Origin of the sequence: Amycolatopsis sp. QT-25 (assembly GCF_029369745.1) — a bacterium.
GTDB lineage: Bacteria > Actinomycetota > Actinomycetes > Mycobacteriales > Pseudonocardiaceae > Amycolatopsis.
In genome coordinates this window covers 5,277,356-5,294,748 of record NZ_CP120210.1, presented here as the reverse complement: position 1 = coordinate 5,294,748, position 17,393 = coordinate 5,277,356, and the positions used below count along the sequence as shown (strand labels likewise).

Annotated in this window: 16 protein-coding genes; 7 read left to right on the top strand and 9 right to left on the bottom strand. The window is 70.2% G+C overall.

Annotation, left to right across the window (positions count from 1 at the left end; translation table 11 throughout):
- Window positions 1–4: 4 nt before the first annotated feature.
- From P3102_RS24395 to P3102_RS24380, 4 genes are read left to right on the top strand one after another with little or no spacing between them, the layout of a single operon-like run.
- On the top strand, window positions 5–1,420 hold the full coding sequence (locus P3102_RS24395) for a VWA domain-containing protein (RefSeq protein ID WP_276362058.1): 1,416 nt from the start codon (window positions 5–7) through the stop codon (window positions 1,418–1,420).
- Window positions 1,417–2,505 (top strand): hypothetical protein, encoded by a 1,089-nt coding sequence (locus P3102_RS24390; RefSeq protein WP_276362057.1) that lies wholly within the window; start codon window positions 1,417–1,419, stop codon window positions 2,503–2,505. Before P3102_RS24395 ends, P3102_RS24390 begins: the two co-directional genes overlap by 4 nt.
- Window positions 2,502–3,791 carry an ABC transporter substrate-binding protein gene (locus P3102_RS24385; RefSeq protein WP_276362055.1) on the top strand — a complete coding sequence of 430 codons (1,290 nt, stop codon included), beginning with the start codon at window positions 2,502–2,504 and terminating at the stop codon, window positions 3,789–3,791. The genes P3102_RS24390 and P3102_RS24385 overlap by 4 nt, the downstream gene beginning before the upstream one ends.
- A gap of 10 nt (window positions 3,792–3,801) precedes the next feature.
- Window positions 3,802–4,125 (top strand): CU044_2847 family protein, encoded by a 324-nt coding sequence (locus P3102_RS24380; RefSeq protein ID WP_276362053.1) that lies wholly within the window; start codon window positions 3,802–3,804, stop codon window positions 4,123–4,125.
- On the opposite strand, the gene P3102_RS24375 is transcribed toward P3102_RS24380, so the two are convergent.
- The 6 genes from P3102_RS24375 to P3102_RS24350 form a co-directional block, all read right to left on the bottom strand.
- On the bottom strand, window positions 4,122–4,700 hold the full coding sequence (locus P3102_RS24375) for a TetR/AcrR family transcriptional regulator (protein ID WP_276362051.1): 579 nt from the start codon (window positions 4,698–4,700) through the stop codon (window positions 4,122–4,124). The two genes, P3102_RS24380 and P3102_RS24375, sit on opposite strands and share 4 nt — an antisense overlap.
- The gene (locus P3102_RS24370) at window positions 4,697–6,592 is read right to left on the bottom strand and encodes a YhgE/Pip domain-containing protein (RefSeq protein WP_276362049.1); all 1,896 of its coding nucleotides are present in this window, start codon (window positions 6,590–6,592) and stop codon (window positions 4,697–4,699) included. The genes P3102_RS24375 and P3102_RS24370 overlap by 4 nt, the downstream gene beginning before the upstream one ends.
- On the bottom strand, window positions 6,589–7,278 hold the full coding sequence (locus tag P3102_RS24365) for an ABC transporter ATP-binding protein (RefSeq protein WP_276362047.1): 690 nt from the start codon (window positions 7,276–7,278) through the stop codon (window positions 6,589–6,591). The genes P3102_RS24370 and P3102_RS24365 overlap by 4 nt, the downstream gene beginning before the upstream one ends.
- A gap of 152 nt (window positions 7,279–7,430) precedes the next feature.
- Window positions 7,431–8,360, bottom strand: a complete 930-nt coding sequence (locus P3102_RS24360) for a GNAT family N-acetyltransferase (RefSeq protein ID WP_276362045.1) — start codon at window positions 8,358–8,360, stop codon at window positions 7,431–7,433.
- A 32-nt stretch (window positions 8,361–8,392) separates the two neighbouring features.
- Window positions 8,393–9,295 carry a GNAT family N-acetyltransferase gene (locus P3102_RS24355; RefSeq protein ID WP_276362043.1) on the bottom strand — a complete coding sequence of 301 codons (903 nt, stop codon included), beginning with the start codon at window positions 9,293–9,295 and terminating at the stop codon, window positions 8,393–8,395.
- The gene (locus P3102_RS24350) at window positions 9,292–10,143 is read right to left on the bottom strand and encodes a class I SAM-dependent methyltransferase (protein ID WP_276362042.1); all 852 of its coding nucleotides are present in this window, start codon (window positions 10,141–10,143) and stop codon (window positions 9,292–9,294) included. The genes P3102_RS24355 and P3102_RS24350 overlap by 4 nt, the downstream gene beginning before the upstream one ends.
- Before the next feature lie 304 nt (window positions 10,144–10,447).
- Between P3102_RS24350 and rpsA the strand changes: the two genes are divergently transcribed.
- Window positions 10,448–11,950, top strand: coding sequence for a 30S ribosomal protein S1 (gene rpsA, locus P3102_RS24345; protein WP_276362040.1), 1,503 nt, complete (start codon window positions 10,448–10,450; stop codon window positions 11,948–11,950).
- Between the two features lie 180 nt (window positions 11,951–12,130).
- Here rpsA and P3102_RS24340 read toward each other — a convergent pair whose 3' ends face one another.
- A complete protein-coding gene (locus P3102_RS24340; protein ID WP_276362038.1) occupies window positions 12,131–12,355 on the bottom strand; it encodes a hypothetical protein in 225 nt (74 codons plus the stop codon).
- A 197-nt stretch (window positions 12,356–12,552) separates the two neighbouring features.
- On the opposite strand from P3102_RS24340, the gene coaE reads away from it, so the two are divergent.
- The gene (coaE, locus tag P3102_RS24335) at window positions 12,553–13,737 is read left to right on the top strand and encodes a dephospho-CoA kinase (protein ID WP_276362036.1); all 1,185 of its coding nucleotides are present in this window, start codon (window positions 12,553–12,555) and stop codon (window positions 13,735–13,737) included.
- Between the two features lie 22 nt (window positions 13,738–13,759).
- Here the strand turns inward: coaE and P3102_RS24330 are convergent, their stop codons facing one another.
- Window positions 13,760–15,292: a glycosyltransferase family 39 protein gene (locus P3102_RS24330; RefSeq protein ID WP_276362035.1), complete on the bottom strand. Its 1,533-nt coding sequence runs from the start codon at window positions 15,290–15,292 to the stop codon at window positions 13,760–13,762.
- Between the two features lie 139 nt (window positions 15,293–15,431).
- The gene (locus tag P3102_RS24325) at window positions 15,432–15,947 is read right to left on the bottom strand and encodes a DUF402 domain-containing protein (RefSeq protein WP_276362033.1); all 516 of its coding nucleotides are present in this window, start codon (window positions 15,945–15,947) and stop codon (window positions 15,432–15,434) included.
- A 141-nt stretch (window positions 15,948–16,088) separates the two neighbouring features.
- Here P3102_RS24325 and P3102_RS24320 point away from each other — a divergent pair, with 141 nt between their 5' ends.
- Complete coding sequence (locus tag P3102_RS24320) at window positions 16,089–17,375, top strand: DUF5685 family protein (RefSeq protein ID WP_276362032.1); 1,287 nt, start codon at window positions 16,089–16,091, stop codon at window positions 17,373–17,375.
- Window positions 17,376–17,393 lie beyond the last annotated feature (18 nt).

Genomic DNA, 17,393 nt, shown 5'->3' with positions numbered 1-17,393 from the left:
AGCGATGAGCGGGGAGCCGAGCCTCGGCATCGAGGTGCACCAGAACAAGTTCCTGGCGGTGGGGGACCGGGCGATGACGGCGATCGTCCGGGTGGTCTCCCGCGGCGGAGAGGCGGCCGTGGCCAGGACGGCCGCCGAGGTCCTGCTGATCGACTGCTCCAGTTCGATGCGCTTTCCCAGCACCAAGATCGGCGAAGCCCGGCGGGCGGCGGCGGCGGCCATCGACGTCCTCCCGGACGGTGTGCGGTTCGCCGTCGTCCAGGGCACTGACCGCGCGAAGATGATCTACCCGGCCGAAGACGGCCTGGTGACCGCCTCCGCGGCGACCCGGGCGGAGGCACGCGCCGCGGTCGAGCACCTGGCGGCCGTCGGCGGCACCGCGATGGGCACCTGGCTCGCGAAGGCACGCGACCTCTTCGAAGGCGTACCCGACGCCGTCCGCCACGCGATCCTCCTCACCGACGGCCGCAACGATTCGCAGACCAGGGCCGATCTGATGAGCGTGCTGGACAGCTGCGAGGGCCGGTTCGTCTGCGACGCCAGAGGGATCGGCGACGGCTGGGAACCCGCCGAACTCACCCAGATCGGCCGGGTGCTGCGCGGGAACGTCGATTCCATCGTCGAGGACGACGAGCTCGCGGAGGACTTCCGGCGGCTCGTCGAGAGCGCGATGACCAAGGTGCTGCCCGAGGTCCGGCTGCGCGTCGGCACCATGCCGTTCAGCAGGCTGCGGTCGATCAAGCAGGTGTTCCCCGACGAGTACGACCTCACCGACCGCTGCCACGAGGTCGCCGTCCGCGAACTGGAGCTCTCGCTCGGCTCGTTCGCGAGCGACGAGACGCGGGACTACCAGCTGATCCTCGACCTCGATCCGGATCTCGAACCCACCCACGGTCAGGACCGTCAGCTGGCGTGGGCGGAACTCGTCCCCGTTTCCGGCGCCACGATCGAGGAAGACGCGCTGGCCATCGCGGGGCGATGGACCCACGATCCGATCCCGCCGACGCTGATTCACCCGATGGTCTCGAAGTACGCCGCGCAGGCCGATCTCGGCGAGGCGCTGACCGCGGGCGGCGACGCCTACGCGGCGGGGGACCGGGCCGGAGCCGAGCGGGAGTGGGGCCGGGCGGTCGCGATGGCCACCGCCGCGGGCGATGAAGAGACGCTCACCCGTCTCGCGGGCGTCGTGGAGATCTTGGACGCCGGGAAAGGGCGCGTGCGCCTGCGGCCGGACGCGACCCGCAGCCACGTGCTGCACGTCGTCATCCCGTCGAAGGTTTCGGAAATAGCCCTTCCGCAGGAAGATCGGCCGATGCCCGACGCGTCACCGGTCGCCTGTGCCGGCTGCCCCGCTCTTTCCCCCGCCGGGGCGAACTTCTGCGTCGGCTGCGGAAGACCGTTCGGCGAGGGGGTTTCGTGACGGCGACCCGCGTCCGGCTGGTCCGGCTCCGCACCGCCCTGCTGGCGCTCACCCTCGCGGTCCTGGTGGTCTCGCTGTGGGCGTTCCAGAACGTCCACAAGACGGCCGAAACCGTCCGCGACCGGACCGCGCAGGCGGTGCTCGAAGTGACCGCCGCGCGCGCCGCGCTGGTGGCCGCCGACGCCGCCGCGATCAAGAGTTTCGCCTCCGGCGAGGCGAGACTCGCCGGGCCGGGACAGGAGTACTCGAATCAGCTGGCGCTGGCGAGCCAGAGCCTCGCGCGGGTCGCGGAGTTCAACCAGGCGGGTGCGGCGGGCGGTAACGCGCTGCAAGTGGTGGAAAGCCAGGTCGCGGCCTACTCGGGCTCCATCGGGCAGGCCGACGTGCACTTCCGTCAGCCGGACGCGGCCGTGCTGGGCGCGGTCGACCTCTGGCACGCCTCACGGCTTCTGCACGCTTCGGGCGGTGTCCTGGAGGAGCTGGAAGCGTTGCAGGGCAAGCAACGCGACGCGCTGAACCGGCAACTGTCGTCCACCGGGATGAGCCCCGCGATGCTCCCGCTGTGGCTGCTGCCGGTGCTGGCCCTCTTGGTGCTGCTGGTCCTCACCCAGCTCTACCTGAGGAAACGATTCCGCCGCGTGGTGAACGTCCCGCTGCTGGTGGCGACCGCGCTGATCGCCGCCATCGGGGTCGCCCTGGTGTTCACCCTGGTCAGCCGGGACCGGCTGGACTCGGTCGGAAAACGGCTCGACGGCGTCGTCGCCGCGCGGTCCGCGCAGATCGAGGCGGCCGACGACGACGGCCAGCGACGGCTCGCCGACCTGCTGGCCGACTACTGCGACGAGGAGCAGGGATGCGGAGTGACCGTCGACGAGTTCCGGGAGCGGGCACGGCAGACCACCTCGGTGGAGACGGACAACACCCGGGTGGCCACGGCGGGGGCGAAGGCGGTGGCGGCCGAGGCCTCCGCCGCGGCCGAATCCGGCGGGCGGGAGTTCCTGATCCCGGCGGGCACCCTGCTCGCGGGCGCACTGGTCCTGCTCGGGCTGCACGCCCGGATCGACGAATACCGGTATCGCCCGTGAACCGCCTGCTGGCCGTGGTGACGGCGCTCTCGCTGGTCGCGGGCGGCTGTTCGGCGTCGGCGGAAGCCGGGCCGGTCGTCGTCCTCGCGTCTTGGACCGGGAACGAGGAAACGGCTTTTCGGCAGGTACTGGACGCGTTCGAGGCCGAGACCGGGATCCGCTACCTCTACGAGGGCACCCGTGCCGTCGACCAGGTGCTCGCGTCGGACGTCCAACGCGGCACACCGCCGGACGTGGCCGTCCTGCCCAACGCCGGGGTGCTGGCGAAGTACCAGAAGTCGGGTGCTCTGCTGCCGCTCGACGACGCCCTCTCCGCCGCGGTGACCCGGTCGTTCAGCGCGCAGTGGGTCACCCTGCAGCAGATCGGCACCCAGAAGTTGTACGCGGTCGCGGTGAAGGCCGATCTCAAGAGCCTGATCTGGTACGACCCGGCGCGGCTGACCGGGATCCGCCCGACGACGTTCGAAGGGCTTCGCGCGTATGCCGCCGGACTGACCGCGGCCGGCGGCACCCCCTGGTGCGTCGGGATGGGCGCCCCGCCCACCTCGGGCTGGCCGGGAACCGACTGGATCGAGGACATCCTGCTGCACTCGGCGGGACCGGACAAGTACCGGCAATGGGCGTCCGGCGGTTTGCCGTGGACCTCGCCGGAAGTCGAAAAGGCTTGGCAAGACTGGGGTTCCGTGCTCGAGCCCGCCGCGATCCGCGGCGGCACCGCGGCCGCGCTGCTGACCGACTTCGGCGACGCGGGCAAGGCGATGTTCACCGAGCCGCCGGGATGCGCGCTCGAACACCAGGCGTCGTTCGTCATGAGCCGCTACCAGAACTTCCAGCGACCGGACGGGACGCTCCCCGAGCCCGGCACCGACTTCGACTTCCTGTCCTTTCCGGGACGCGACGTCTCCGAGGTCGCCGCCGACCTCGCCGGGATGTTCCAGGACACGCCACAGGCCCGGAAGCTGATCGAGTTCCTGGCCTCGGAGAAGGCACAGCGGATCTGGCCGTCGATCCCCCGCGCGAACGCGTTCTCCGCCAACCGGAAACTCGGTCTCGACGTCTATCCGGATCAGGTGAGCAGGCGGGTCGCGGACACGATCACCTCGGCGGCCGCCCTGTGCTTCGACGCCTCGGACCTGATGCCCGCGACGATGACCGGCGCCTTCCACCGCGCCGTCCTGGAGTACCTGAGCAACCGGGACCGGCTGGGCACCCTGCTGAAGCAACTCGAAGACGTCCGGAAGAGCATCCAGCCGGGCGAATGGTTGAAAATCCCCTGTGGACAGTGAAGGAGTACCGGTGAACGATCTGGCTCGGTTCCCGCTCGAAGGCGGCGGTTCGGTGGTCGTCGAGATCGACCCCGTCCCCGGCACCTCCCGCGTCTCCCGGCGCGACGACCTGGTCGAGGACGCCAAGGTGTCGTTCGAGGTGGCGCTGGCGAACGTGAAGGAGGCGGCCACGGCGGCACTGGACACCTTCCGGTCGATGACCAGGGGGCCGGACGAGGTCGAGCTCAAGTTCGGCGTCAAGCTGACCGCGCAAGCGGGTGCCGTGATCGCGAAAACCGGGCTGGAAGGCAACTTCGAGGTCAAGCTGAAGTGGACCCGGGACACGGAGGCCTAGCGCCCGAGGCCCCGGACCAGCACCATCACCGATTCCCGCACGTCCGCCCGCGTCCGCTTCGGCTGGAACACCTGCCAGTCGAGGGCGACCACCAGCATCGTGCCGAACAAGCCGGCCGCGGCCGTCGGGATCTGGACGCCGTCGGGCAGCCGCCCGGCGGCGTCCAGCCGGTGGAGCTGTTCGCGCACGATCGAGATGATCTCCTCGCGCAGCAAGGTCAGCGTCTCGTGCCAGGTCCCCGGCGTGCGCCACATCTCGCTCACCAGGATCTGGGAGAAACCGGGGTATTCGGCGATGAACTCGAGCGCACCGTCCACTTGCGACTCGATCACGTCCATCGGGTCGCCGTCGCCGGTGGCCGCGCGCAGCCGGTCCGCGAGCACGCCGACGCCGTAGCGCAGCAGTGCGTCGACGAGACCGTCCTTGCTGCCGAAGTTGTAGTAGACGGTGCCTTTGGCGACCTTCGCCTCGGCCGCGATGTCGTCCACCGTCAGCCCCACGAGGCCGCGGCTGGCCGACAGCCTCAGCGTCGCCTCGAACAACTTCTGCTTCGTCGCCGCACCCCGGGGGCTCACAACGCCAGCTCGGGTTTCAGCGCCGACACCGTCCAGGTGCGCCGTTTCCGCGCGGCCAGGGTCGACAGCAGGATGCCGCCGACGAGATAGGCGAGCAGGACGCCGATGTCACCGAGGATCTCCATCGAGGCGCCACTGTAGAGCAGATTCCGGAACCCGTCGATCGCGTAACCCATCGGCAGCACGATGTGCAGGGGATAGAGCGCGTCCGGGATGGTCTGCCACGGGAACGTCCCGCCCCCGCTGACCAGTTGCAGCACCAGGAGCACCAGGCCGAGGAACTTCCCGACCGCGCCGAAGCAGGCGTTCAGCGCGTGCACCACGGAGGTGAAGGTGAGCGACACCAGCACGGCGAACCCGATCGCGCCGAGTGGATGCGCGACGTCGATGCCGACCAGCCACGTCACCGCGCCGAACAGCACGAGCACCTGCGCGATCCCCAGCAGGGCGGCGGGAAGCCAGCCGCCGAGCGCGACCTTGAACGGTGACGCGCCCGCCGTCAGCGCGCGCGTCGACAGCGGGCGCAGCAACAGGAACAACACGAACGCGCCGATCCAGGTGGCGAGCGAGATGAAGAACGGGGCGAGGCCCGCGCCGTAGGTCCCGGCCGAAGCGACACCGGAGGAGTTGACCGCCACCGGATCGGCGATGGTGTTCGCGGTGGCCGCGCGGGTGGGGTCGTCCGGGTTCGGGATGTCCTTGAGCCCGGCGGCGAGTCCGTCACGCAGTTTCACCGCGCCGTCGGCGAGCTGGTTCGTGCCGGTCACCGCGGTCTTCTCCCCGTCGTTCAGCTTCGCGGCGCCGTCACGGATCCGCGCCGAAGCGTCGGCGGCCTGTGAGATGCCGCTGGTGAGCTGGGGTGTGGCCGAGGCCAGCGCGTGTGCGCCGTCGGACACCTGGCGTGCGCCGGAGGCGAGCTGGGTGAGCTGGGTGTTCGCACCCTGGATCTTCGTGTTCGCCTCGTCCACCGGCGACCGGAGCTGGTCCAGGCGGCCCAGGATCTCCTGGACACCGGTCTCGGGGACACCGGCGTCGCGCAGATCCTTCGTCAGCTGGGTGCGGTAGCCGTCGAGCTTGGCCTGGATGTCGCCGGACGCTGTCGCGGCGAGTGAGGCCGCGACGGCGACCTTCTGGTTTCCGTCGGCGACTTGGCCGGCACCGTCGGCGAGCTTCTTCGTTTGGGCGGGAAGCTGGGCGGTGCTGGATTTCAGGGTGCCGAGCCCGGTGGCCAGCTGTGCGCTGCCGGAGGCGAGCTGGGTGGCGCCGTCCGCCAGTTGCCGCTGACCGGATTGGAGTTCGCCCGCGCCGTCGGCGAGTTGTGAGGCGCCCGTCGCGGCCTCCTGGGTCTTGCCGTAGATGGTGGAGAAGCCGATGAGGAACTTGTCCGCCGCCTCGCTGCCGACCTTCTCCGCGATCGTCTTGCGCACCTGCTCGGCGACCTGTTTCGCGATGGTGCCGGACAGATAGTTGTTGGCGTCGTTGGTGGTCAACGTGATCGTCGCCTGCTGCGGCTGAAGGTTGCCCGAGGACAGCAGCGCCGCGGAGAAGTCGCGCGGGATGCCGATCGCGAACGAGTAGGTGTCGTCGCGGACGCCCTTGGCGGCTTCGCCGGGGGAGGTTTCGTGCCACTGGAAGGTGCCGGAATTGACCAGTTCGTCGGTCACCTCGCGGCCGATGTTGCGTTCGGCGCCGGCGGAATCCTTCGAGCCGGCGTCGACGGTGAACATCGCCGCGGGGAGCTTGTCCAGCCGCGAGTAGGGGTCGTAGTTCGCGTAGAGGTAGAGAGACGCGTACAACAGCGGCACCAGGACGAGCGCGACCATGGCGAGTTTCGGCAGCGTGCCGGCGGACAGCCGGCGCAGCTCGTTGGCGGCGATCCGGACGGGGTTCATTCCTGGTCTCCTGGTGTCTTCTCGGTCTCTTCGGTGTCAGCCGGCAGGGCCTCGACCGGCGCGTGGCGCACGGGGTCGGGCTGCTCGAGGCCGCCGAGAAGGGCGGGCCGCTGCGGCAGGGCCGAAACCGGGGTGGTGGCGGTCAGCACGATGACGGCGAGACCGCGTTCGGCGTGCTCGCGGGCGAGTCGCGCCCAGCCGCCGACGTCGCTGGTGTGCCTGTCCGGAGTGTCGAGGACGAGTACGCCGATGCCCTCGCGCTGCGCCGCGAGAGTCGTCAGCAGCCTCGTGCGCGTCGTCGCTTCGATGTTTTCGAAACGGGTGGTGGCGAAGGCGGCCGCGTCGTGCTCGGCCAGCCAGCTCGTGACCGCGGCCTTGTTCGCCGGACGTTTCGCCAGTTCGAGTTCCTCTCCGACGACGACCTGCAGCGTGAGCGCGTCGTCGGGCTCGCTGACGCCGGGGGAGTCGACGACCGCGACGACCTTCCGCGGGGCACCGCCCTCGACGGTCACCGTCCCGGTGGCGGGCTTCAGCCTGCCCGCCAGCGCCAGCCCGAAGGCGGTGACGCCGACCCCTGGCTCGCCGTGCACGATCGCCAGCTCACCGCCCGAAACCGTGAGCGAGGTAGGCGACAGCAACGTGCCGTGGGGTCCGGTCACGGACACCCTGTCGGCTTGAACCCGCACGAAGAACTCCCAGGTCGGTGACTCGCGAACTGAACTGACTGGTCAGTTCAAAAGTTAGCCCCGACCTGGGAGGGATACAACCGCAGGGGGCCTATGTCACACGCATGAGTGACGAAACCGCCGCAAACCGGACGACTGGCGCAGCCTTACGGCTAACGCAGCGCCGAAGCCGGGTGGACCTCCCAGGAGGTCCACAGTGGACGATAACCCTGCCGGTGCCAGAACACCGAAGAAAGCGGGTTGGTCGGGTTGTAGTAGAGGTACGTGCCGTCCGCTCCGTCGCCGGTGAACTCCCGGTGGACCACGGACATCAGCGCGCGGCCGAGCCCGCTCCCGCGCAGGCCCGCCACGGTGACGACGTTGTTGACGTACCCCCAGCGGCCGTGGGGGAGCAGTTCGGCCTCGGCCGACCCCGGTGCCGAGAGGACCCAGGCGGCGTGCGCGAACGCGGCGACCATGCCGTCCCGTTCGGCCAGCCACAGCAGCGGGGCGTCCTTGTCGAGCGCGCGTTCCAGTGCCGGGGCCAGCAGCTCGGCGGCGTTGGAGCGGTGCCGGGTGGCGACCTGGCCGATGTAGTCGTGGGTCGACACGGCCATCGCGAGCACGTCGTCGAAGTCTTCTTGCCGGGCCCGGCGCACGGCCACCCCGTCGACGGCCGGGTCGTCGCGGCGGCCTCCGGTGCGCACGGCGAGCGCGGACATCGGCACGAGGCCGTGGTCGAGGAAGGCCCGGATCGCCTCGGCGTCCCGGCTCGGCCAGTTGACCACGCACGACGAGTCCTCGCCGGGGGATTCGGCGTCCATCCACATCCGCCACGCGCGCAACAGCACGTCCATGCCCTCGGTGCCGGTGCCGCCGATGAACGGGAACAGCTGCCGCACGTCGGCGGCCGACCACAGCAGGGGGATGTCGTCCGGACCGTGCAACTGCCGCTGCACCACACCGGTGACCTGGACGCCCGACGCCGTGGCGGCGTCCACGCGCTCGCCGACGACCGGGGGCGGGGGCGCTTCGGGCAGGAGCCCGTCGATCTCCGCGAACCGGGTGCGGTGCGCGTCGAGCAACGTCTTCTCGATTTCCATCCCGCCCCCAGGGTCGACCGCGCCGGGCACCGCTAGCGCAGGGCCGCCGCGGGGCGGACCGCCCACGTCGTCCACAGTGGACGATAACCCTGCCGGTGCCAGAACACCGGGGAAAGCGGATTGGCCGGATTGTACGAGACGAAGGTACCGCGCAGCGAAGGCGAGAACAGCTCGTCGTGCGCGACGGCGGTCAGCGCGCGCCCGATACCGCGGCCCCGTGCGGCGGCGGTGACCGCGAGCGTCCCGACATGGCCCCACTCACCCGGCGGCAGCCGCCCGGCGAGCGCGTCGCCGGGGATCGGGGAGCGTCTTCCGCTGGTCACCATGCCCACCGTGACGCCTTCCTCCTCGGCGATCCAGACGCGGCCGCCGAACTGCAGGCCACGCCGGACCTCCTCCGCGAGCAGGGCCTTGGCCCCTGGCCGGACGACGCCGTGACCGACGAACGAGGTGTAGCGAAGCTCCTCGAAGCGGAGATCGACGATCTCCTCCAGGTCGCCGCCCGAGGACTCCCGGACGGTCACGCCCGGCACGGTATGCGCGTCGCCCCCGGCGGGCGCGCGGACGGCCAGCGCCAGCTGCGGCGCGAGCCCGTGGTCGAGCAGGGCCCGCAGGACCGCCAGGTCCCGGCTGGGCCAGGTGACCGTGCACGCCGAGTCGGGTTCGGCGTCGCCTGGCGCGATCCGCTCGCGCCAGGCGGACAGCAGTGCGCTCATTCCCGCGCCGGCGTCGGCCGGGAGGACCGCCGACAGGATCCGGAGACGCGCGGGACTCCAGAGCCGCTGCCAGGAACCCGCCGCGAACCGTACGTGCGCGACCGTCCCGATGGCGCCGCCCGCTTCCAAAGGTTCACCGGGCGGGAGCGGGGGCGGCGACGGAAGCAGCGGGTCGAGCGCGGCGAACCGCGCCCGTTGCCGCTCCGCCGCCGACGTCATCCCCGCCGGGTGCAGAAGATCGCGGTGCCGGGAAAGAGCTTGCCGCGCAACGGGCTCCACTGACCCCAGGTGCGGGAGTGGCCCTCCGGCCAGGCGGGCTCGATGAGGTCGGTCAGCGCGAAACCGGCGTCGGCGAGCGCGCGGACGTAGTCGCCGATCGTGCGGTGGTACTCGACGTAGGTCGCGACGCCCTCTTCGTCGACCTCGACGTACGGCGTGCGGTCGAAATACGGCTGGGTGACCGTGAGGCCCTGCGGACCGGGGTCGTCGGGGAAGATCCAGCGCATCGGATGGGTCACCGAGAACACCCAGCGGGCACCCGGCCGGAGCACCCGGTGGACTTCGGCGAACACGACGTCCACCGACGCCACGAACGGCACCGCGCCGAAGGCCGAGCAGGCCGCGTCGAAGCTCGCGTCGGCGAAGGGGAGCGACTCCGCCGTCGCCTGTACGAGCGGGACGGGGGTGCCGGTGCGCTCGTTGCCCTCCCTCGCGTGCCGCAGCATGCCCGCCGACAGGTCGGTCGCCACCGCCTCGGCGCCCTGCGCGGCGAGCCAGCGCGCACACGCCGCCTGCCCGCAGCCGACCTCGAGGATCCGCTTGCCGCCCACTTCGCCCAGGAGTGCCACGTCGGCCTCGCGGACGCCTTCCGGGCACCAGACGAAATCCCTGTCGCCGAGGAAGGCGCCGTGGGTCGCCTGGTAGTCGTCGGCGTCGGCGTCCCACCACGCCAGGTTCGCGGCCGTCGCCTCGGGAGCGGAAACCGCCCGGTAGGCGACCCCCGCGGTGCCGAGCCGCTCCTCGGCCGCTGCGTGCCGTTCGGGCTCCGTGGCGGACTGCTGACTCAAACCGGTATCCTTTCCCCAGGTCAGGGCTTCGCGGCACAGCTTATCCGCCCGCCGTGTTCGTGGGGGAGACCCTGATTGTGCCGTGTACAGGGGGCCGCGTAGGATATCTGTTAGCGCAGTGGGTTCGCGCTGCTCTTTCCCCCGGTTCGCTCAGCGTCCGGGTCAGGGGGTCGCGCACCGTATGCGGTGATGCTCGCGGTCGTTCCCTGTGGACGTTTGCAAATGTGGTCGCCTCATGTCGGACGAGCCCACGGTGCCCTAACCGCAAACCCACTACTTCCCATCCACCGGAGCAACCCGCCTAATGACGACCGACACCGCCACCGCCCCGACCGCCCCCGTCGGGGCCCCGCAAGTCGCCATCAACGACATCGGGTCGGAGGAAGACTTCCTCGCAGCGATCGACAAGACGATCAAATACTTCAACGATGGCGACATCGTCGAAGGAACCATCGTCAAGGTCGACCGTGACGAGGTCCTGCTCGACATCGGCTACAAGACCGAGGGTGTCATCCCCTCGCGCGAGCTCTCCATCAAGCACGATGTCGACCCGGCTGAGGTTGTCACCGTCGGCGATGAGGTCGAAGCCCTGGTTCTCCAGAAGGAGGACAAGGAAGGCCGCCTGATCCTGTCCAAGAAGCGTGCGCAGTACGAGCGCGCCTGGGGCACGATCGAGGAGCTCAAGGAGAAGGACGAGCCCGTCAAGGGCACCGTCATCGAGGTCGTCAAGGGCGGCCTCATCCTGGACATCGGCCTGCGCGGCTTCCTGCCCGCGTCGCTGGTCGAGATGCGCCGCGTGCGCGACCTGCAGCCCTACGTCGGCCGCGAGCTCGAGGCGAAGATCATCGAGCTGGACAAGAACCGCAACAACGTGGTCCTGTCCCGCCGCGCCTACCTGGAGCAGACCCAGTCCGAGGTGCGCAGCGAGTTCCTCAACGCGCTCGCCAAGGGCCAGGTCCGCAAGGGTGTCGTGTCGTCCATCGTCAACTTCGGTGCCTTCGTGGACCTGGGTGGCGTCGACGGCCTGGTGCACGTCTCCGAGCTGTCCTGGAAGCACATCGACCACCCCTCCGAGGTCGTCGAGGTCGGCCAGGAGGTCACGGTCGAGGTCCTGGACGTCGACATGGACCGCGAGCGCGTCTCGCTGTCGCTGAAGGCGACCCAGGAAGACCCGTGGCGTCAGTTCGCCCGCACCCACGCGATCGGCCAGATCGTGCCGGGCAAGGTCACCAAGCTCGTCCCGTTCGGTGCGTTCGTGCGCGTCGAAGAGGGCATCGAGGGCCTGGTGCACATCTCCGAGCTGGCCGAGCGCCACGTGGAGATCCCGGAGCAGGTCGTCCAGGTCAACGGCGACGTGATGGTCAAGGTCATCGACATCGACCTCGAGCGTCGTCGCATCTCGCTGTCGCTGAAGCAGGCGAACGAGGGCGTCACGCCGGAGACCGAGTTCGACCCCACCCAGTACGGCATGGCCGCCGAGTACGACGCCGAGGGCAACTACATCTACCCCGAAGGCTTCGACCCGGACACCCAGGAGTGGCAGGAAGGCTTCGACAAGCAGCGTGAGGAGTGGGAGCGTCAGTACGCCGAGGCTCACACCCGCTACGAGGCTCACATGAAGCAGGTCGTCAAGGCCGCCGAGGCCGACGCCGAGGCCGCCGCGGACGCAGCGACCGGTGTCACCTCCTCGAGCGACTCGGGCGAGCAGAGCTACACCTCCGCTCCGGCCGAGGCCAAGAGCGGCGGCACGCTCGCCAGCGACGAGCAGCTCGCGGCTCTCCGCGAGAAGCTGTCGGGCGGCGCGTGATCCAGGCGCTCAGCCGTTAGCTGACAGACAGCGGCCCCGGTCCGACACGGACCGGGGCCGCTGTCTTGCCCCTGACTTCCGCAATTCGGCACCTGGTTGCGATCCTTGCGCGCGCAAGGATCGCAACCAGGTGCCGAATTGCGCGAAAGATCAGCGCAAGTAGGTGCCTAGTCGCGGGGGTCAGGAGGTGGCGGGCCGGACGGCCGGCACCCAGACGTGTTCGAGCGCGGCGGCGCGGGCTCGGCGGCGGAGCCCGGCGAAGCTGTGCCGGGCGGGGATCAGCAGCGCGCTGAACCACGTGCGCCGGTATTCGGCGAGGGCCTCGGCCACGGGACGATGCAGGACACAGTGCACCAGCCCCGGCGTTCCGAGCCGGTGCCGTCCGACGTGCTTGCCGTCTGCCATCTTTCCTCCGTGTGGGCTATCTTCGCCGCGCACGGTACGCAATCAAGCTCTCGAAGCCGCGTAACCGCCCGGCGTGTCACCCCTAAAGGTCGTGTAACGCGTCACGATGAACTTGCGTTTTGCACCCGGTTGTGTCCGGCGTGGCTGTTCGGTGGCCCTGAGCGGTCGAGCCGCGTCGCGCCATTAGGCTGAGCGGCATGCTGCGTGTGGGCCTGACCGGCGGGATCGGCGCCGGAAAATCGACGGTGGCGAACCGGCTTTCCGAGCACGGTGCCGTCATCGTCGATTCCGACAAGATCGCCAGGGAGGTCGTCGAGCCGGGGACACCGGGGCTCGCCGAGCTCGTCGAGGCGTTCGGGGAAGGCATCCTCGCCTCCGACGGTTCGCTCGACCGCGCCGCGCTCGCCGCCAAGGCGTTCGCCGACGAAGAGTCGCGCAATCGGCTGAATGCGATCGTCCATCCGAGGGTCGGCGCCCGGACCGCGGAGTTGATGGCGGCCGCGGCGCCGGACGCGATCGTCGTCCACGACATCCCGTTGCTGGTCGAGGGCGGGCTCGCGCCGATGTACCACCTCGTCCTCGTGGTCGACGCGCCGGAGGAGGTCCGCGTCCGCCGTCTTGTCGAAGCACGGGGCATGGCCGAGGCCGACGCGCGGGCCCGGATCAAGGCGCAGGCCACGACCGATCAGCGCCGGGCCGTGGCCGACGTCTGGTTCGACAACAGCGGGGCGCCCGACATCGTGCTCGCGGACGTCGACGCGTTGTGGGCCGACCGGCTGACCCCGTTCGAGGCGAACGTGCGGCTCCGCAAACCGCGGGCGCCGATGTCGCCGAAGATCGCGCCGTACGACGAGACCTGGCCCGTGCAGGCCGAGCGGGCACTCGCGCGGATCCGCGTGGTGGCGGGTGACGACGCCGTACGGGTCGATCATCTCGGTTCGACCTCCGTACCGGGGCTGCCGGCCAAGGACATCCTCGACCTGCAGCTGACGGTGTCCACTTTGGACAAGGCCGACGAGCTGGCCGAACGGCTTTCCGACGCCGGGTTCCCGCGTGCGGAAGGCGAATGGTTCGACGACGCGCACGGCGAAGAGGGCACCTGGCCCAAGCGGTTCCACTTCGGTGGCGATCCGCGCCGCCCGGTCAACCTGCACGTCCGCTCCCAGGAGACGCCGGCCTGGCGGCTCGCGCTGCTGTTCCCGGAATGGCTGCGGCAGAACCCGGACGAACGTGCCGCCTACGCCGCGGTCAAGAACGACATGGCCGCGAAGCACGCCGGCGACGGGACGGTCGAGGGATACACCGACGAGAAACAGGTCTGGGTCGACGCTGCCTTCACGCGCGCCGAAGCCTGGGCGGAGTCGACCGGCTGGACCCCGTGAGCCGGGTCCGACCCGGCGAGGCTCAGAAGCCCCAGTCCGCGAGTTTCGGCCATACCGTGTCCCAGGGCCCGTTCCGGCCGGTGGCCAGCCAGATCTTCATGCCCTGACTCACGTTCTGCACCCCGGCCCGGTTGTCGAGCGCGCCGACCTCACGCACTCGCGTGAAGTACGGCACGAGTCCCGAAGGGTCGTTCCCGACGAACAGGATGTCGCGTGCCGATTCCGGCGGCCTCGGCAGCGTCACATAGCCGCGGTTGGGACTCGACGGCGACGGAAGCCCGAGCTCCGGGCCATAGTGGTCGATCGCGCTGGCCTGCCAGTACTTCGCCGCGATGATGCCGGTATGCGATGGTTCGGGAACGGCCCGGTACGCCTGTGCCACCGACTCCGTGATCTCCCGCCAGCCGATCTCTTCGCCGGCGAAGACCGGCCGCGCCCAGTCCGGGGCGGTCGCCAGGGCGGACCGCGGGAGGATCGGAAGCGCCTGCGGGATCGCGATCACGGCGGCCACCAGGTACACCGGCCAAGTGGCGATCCAGCGCCAGTACTTCGACGCCCGACCCGCTTCGATCTCCACCGACGCGGCGGCGAACAGCGGGGCGAACATCCCCGCCGCGTAGTAGTAACGGCCGTTCGCCAGCAGGAACACGGCGAGTAACCCGAGCGCGGTCCACCCCAGGAACCGGTACGGCCGCAGGCGTTCCGAGCGCAGCAGCCGCCACAGTCCGTAGCAGACCAGGACCATCCCGATCGGCACGCCCGCGCTCGTCACCAGGGTCGGGACGAAGGTGGCCCGCCCGCCCCAGTCCGCCGAGACCTCTTGGGAGATCGCCGCGCCCATCGTCAACTGTGGCCATCCGTTGGCCGCTTGCCAGCCGAGGGTGGGCGCGATCATCGCGGCGGCGATCAGCGCGCCGAGCCAGAGCGCCGGACGACGGAGGAGATCGCGGGGACCGGACGCCACCGCGGCGACCAGCGCGACGACCCAGAACGCCCCGATGAGGAACTTCGTGTTCAGCGCGAATCCGGTCACCACGCCGCTGAAGAGCAGGAGCCCGTCCGCGCGGATCCGTACCCACCGGACGAGCAGCCAGAGCAGCAGCGTCCACAGGAACGGGTCGATCGTGCTGGTCGCCAGGTAGTGCCCGCTGCCGAGCATCTGGAGCGACACCGCGAAGGCCGCCGCCGCGATCATCTGCGCCTTGCGGCCACCGCCCAGCTCCCTGGCGATCAACGCGGTGAGCACGACACCGGCGACCATCGCCAGCATCGCCGGAATCCGCAGGACGAACGGCGAATCGGCGCCGAACGTGTCCATCAGCCGCGCCAGGAGTGGCAACAACGGCGGCTGGTCGGCATACCCCCAGTCCAGATGCCGACCGGCCGCCAGGAAGTACAGTTCGTCGCCGAAGTAGCCGTAACGGCCGGCCGTCGCCGCGAGTACCGCCCCCATCGCTCCGGCGATCGCCAGCACCGGTGTCCTGGCGAAGGGCGCGACCTCCGCGCGCTCTCGCTCACCGGATCGTTCCCGGAGTCCCTCGGTCTCGACGACCACGGGTATCCGCCTCCTCTCGATCGGTTTCACCTGTGATCGAGAGTCCCGCGGAAGTGCCCGTTCTGGAATCCGTCGGCCGGTCGGCGTTCGCTCGCCGAAGGACTGAGGCGGAATCAACCGAAGGACGGATGACAGCCGGTCAGTGCCGTCGCCAGCCGAGTGCGATGTCCTTCGTGGACAGCCAGCCGCGCAGATCGTGGCCGTGGGTGGCCAGCCCGTCGACGGTCGTGTGACTGACGCCCAGCGCGCGTTCGCCGTCGGCGGGGGAGATCAGCCCGCCGGTGACCGCGGCGAGCAGTTCGTCGGTGTCGATCACCCGGACGGATTTCCTGTCCCGCAGGACGAGGTCCAGATAAAGGTCGGTGGCGATCCAGACGCCGTTCTCGCGGCGGATGTCGACGACGTCGAGGTAGAAGTCCTGATCGCGTTCGTGGCCGGGGTTGAACCAGAAATCGGTGATCCGGAGACCGAGCCCCGGCAGCAGCCAGGACTCGATGTAGTGGAACTGTCGCCGCCCTGGGGCCGGCCGTGCCATGTAGAGGCCGAAGGGCTCTTCGCGGTACTCGTCGACGTCCCTCACGAAGCCCTTCGGATCGGTGTTGGTCTTCGCGGCGGGGTCGAAGTACTCGACCTTGGGCGGGTGCAGCGCGGTCATGCGCCCATCTTGGGAGGCGGCGACGTCCGCGAACACCACCCAACCGGGTGGATGATCACGGTTTCGCCGTCGCACGGGAGTAGTGCCACATCGGCGGATAAGGTGCGCTGGTTCCGCCATCAGGGTGAGTGGGAGTCAAGTATGTTCGGGATCATCAGGCCGTGCCGTCACCGGCTCTCCGCGGGCCTGCACGCGGACTGGCTCGCCCATCTGTGCGGCCTTTGCCTGGCACTGCGCGACGAACACGGACAGCTCGCCCGCATGGTGACGAACTACGACGGCTTGCTCATCTCGGCACTCGTCGAAGCCCAGTCGCCCCGTGCGGAGGGACGGCGCGACGCCGGCCCTTGCCCGCTTCGGGCGATGAAGGGGACGTCGGTCGCGAAGGGAGGCGGAGCCCAGCTCGCGGCGGCGGTCTCCCTGGTGCTGGCCTCGGCCAAGATCAGTGACCACGTCGAGGACCGTGACGGCGCCTTCGCGCGGCGCTCAGTCGCTCTCGCCGCGAGGCGGGTCGCGACGCGGTGGGCGGATCAGGGGAGCCGCACGGGCATCCGGGTCGGCTTCGACACGGCGGTCCTGACCGAGGCCGTCGACCGGCAGGCCGAGCTCGAAAACGCCGTCCGGCTCGGTGATTCGGCCGTCCTCGCCACTGAACCCGCCGAGCTGGCGACAGCCGCCGCGTTCGCCCACACCGCCGTGCTGGCGGGGCGTCCGGAGAACGCCGCGCCGCTGGCCGAGGCCGGACGCCTGTTCGGCCGGGCCGCGCATCTGCTGGACGCCGTCGAGGATCTCGCCGAGGACGAGGCCGCCGGCGCGTGGAATCCGCTGGCGGCCACCGGAACCGGGCTGACCGAGGCTCGTCGGCTGTGCGAGGACGCCGTGCTCGGCGTCGAACTCGCCCTCCGCGAGGTGGCCTTCGATCAGCCCAAGCTGGTGCACGCCCTCCTGGTCCACGAACTGCGGCAAGCGGTGCGACGCGCTTTCGGGCACAACCTCACCGGTCACGGTCCGCGGCAGCCGCCGCCGGGCTGGATCGGGCCCGGCCCCCAGCCGCAGCGGCATCCCCATCAGCACCCCCACCAGCCCTATCCTTCCCAGCGGTATCCGCAGGGCGGTCACCAACCGCCGCCTCCGCCGCCGGGCGCTCCCGGCGGCGGTCCGCCGCAGGAGCCGCCGAAGGAGAAGCGGAAACACGGCGGCGCGCCGACCAACGGTCAGGGCGGTTGCTGCTGGACGCCGAAGTTCCGGGTGCCCGCTCAGCCGAGGGGGTTCTTCTTCGGTTGCGCGGTGGCGAGCTACATGTGCTGTTCGTGCCAGTTCTGCTGCCGGGACCCGTTTCCCGGGGCCTGGAGCGGGAAGCCGCACGAGGCCTGGTGCAACAACTGTGACGGTTGTGACTGCTGCAACTGTTGTGACTGCTCCTGCTGATCCCGACCAGGCGAAACG

What these genes read in the sequence shown, in the direction of transcription:
- P3102_RS24395 (WP_276362058.1), top strand. Translation starts at nt 5, where the DNA reads ATGAGCGGGGAGCCGAGCCTCGGCATCGAGGTGCACCAGAACAAGTTC.
- P3102_RS24370 (WP_276362049.1), bottom strand. Translation starts at nt 6,592, where the DNA reads ATGAACCCCGTCCGGATCGCCGCCAACGAGCTGCGCCGGCTGTCCGCC.
- P3102_RS24360 (WP_276362045.1), bottom strand. Translation starts at nt 8,360, where the DNA reads ATGGAAATCGAGAAGACGTTGCTCGACGCGCACCGCACCCGGTTCGCG.
- P3102_RS24325 (WP_276362033.1), bottom strand. Translation starts at nt 15,947, where the DNA reads ATGACCGCGCTGCACCCGCCCAAGGTCGAGTACTTCGACCCCGCCGCG.
- P3102_RS24355 (WP_276362043.1), bottom strand. Translation starts at nt 9,295, where the DNA reads ATGACGTCGGCGGCGGAGCGGCAACGGGCGCGGTTCGCCGCGCTCGAC.
- P3102_RS24340 (WP_276362038.1), bottom strand. Translation starts at nt 12,355, where the DNA reads ATGGCAGACGGCAAGCACGTCGGACGGCACCGGCTCGGAACGCCGGGG.
- rpsA (WP_276362040.1), top strand. Translation starts at nt 10,448, where the DNA reads ATGACGACCGACACCGCCACCGCCCCGACCGCCCCCGTCGGGGCCCCG.
- P3102_RS24320 (WP_276362032.1), top strand. Translation starts at nt 16,089, where the DNA reads ATGTTCGGGATCATCAGGCCGTGCCGTCACCGGCTCTCCGCGGGCCTG.
- coaE (WP_276362036.1), top strand. Translation starts at nt 12,553, where the DNA reads ATGCTGCGTGTGGGCCTGACCGGCGGGATCGGCGCCGGAAAATCGACG.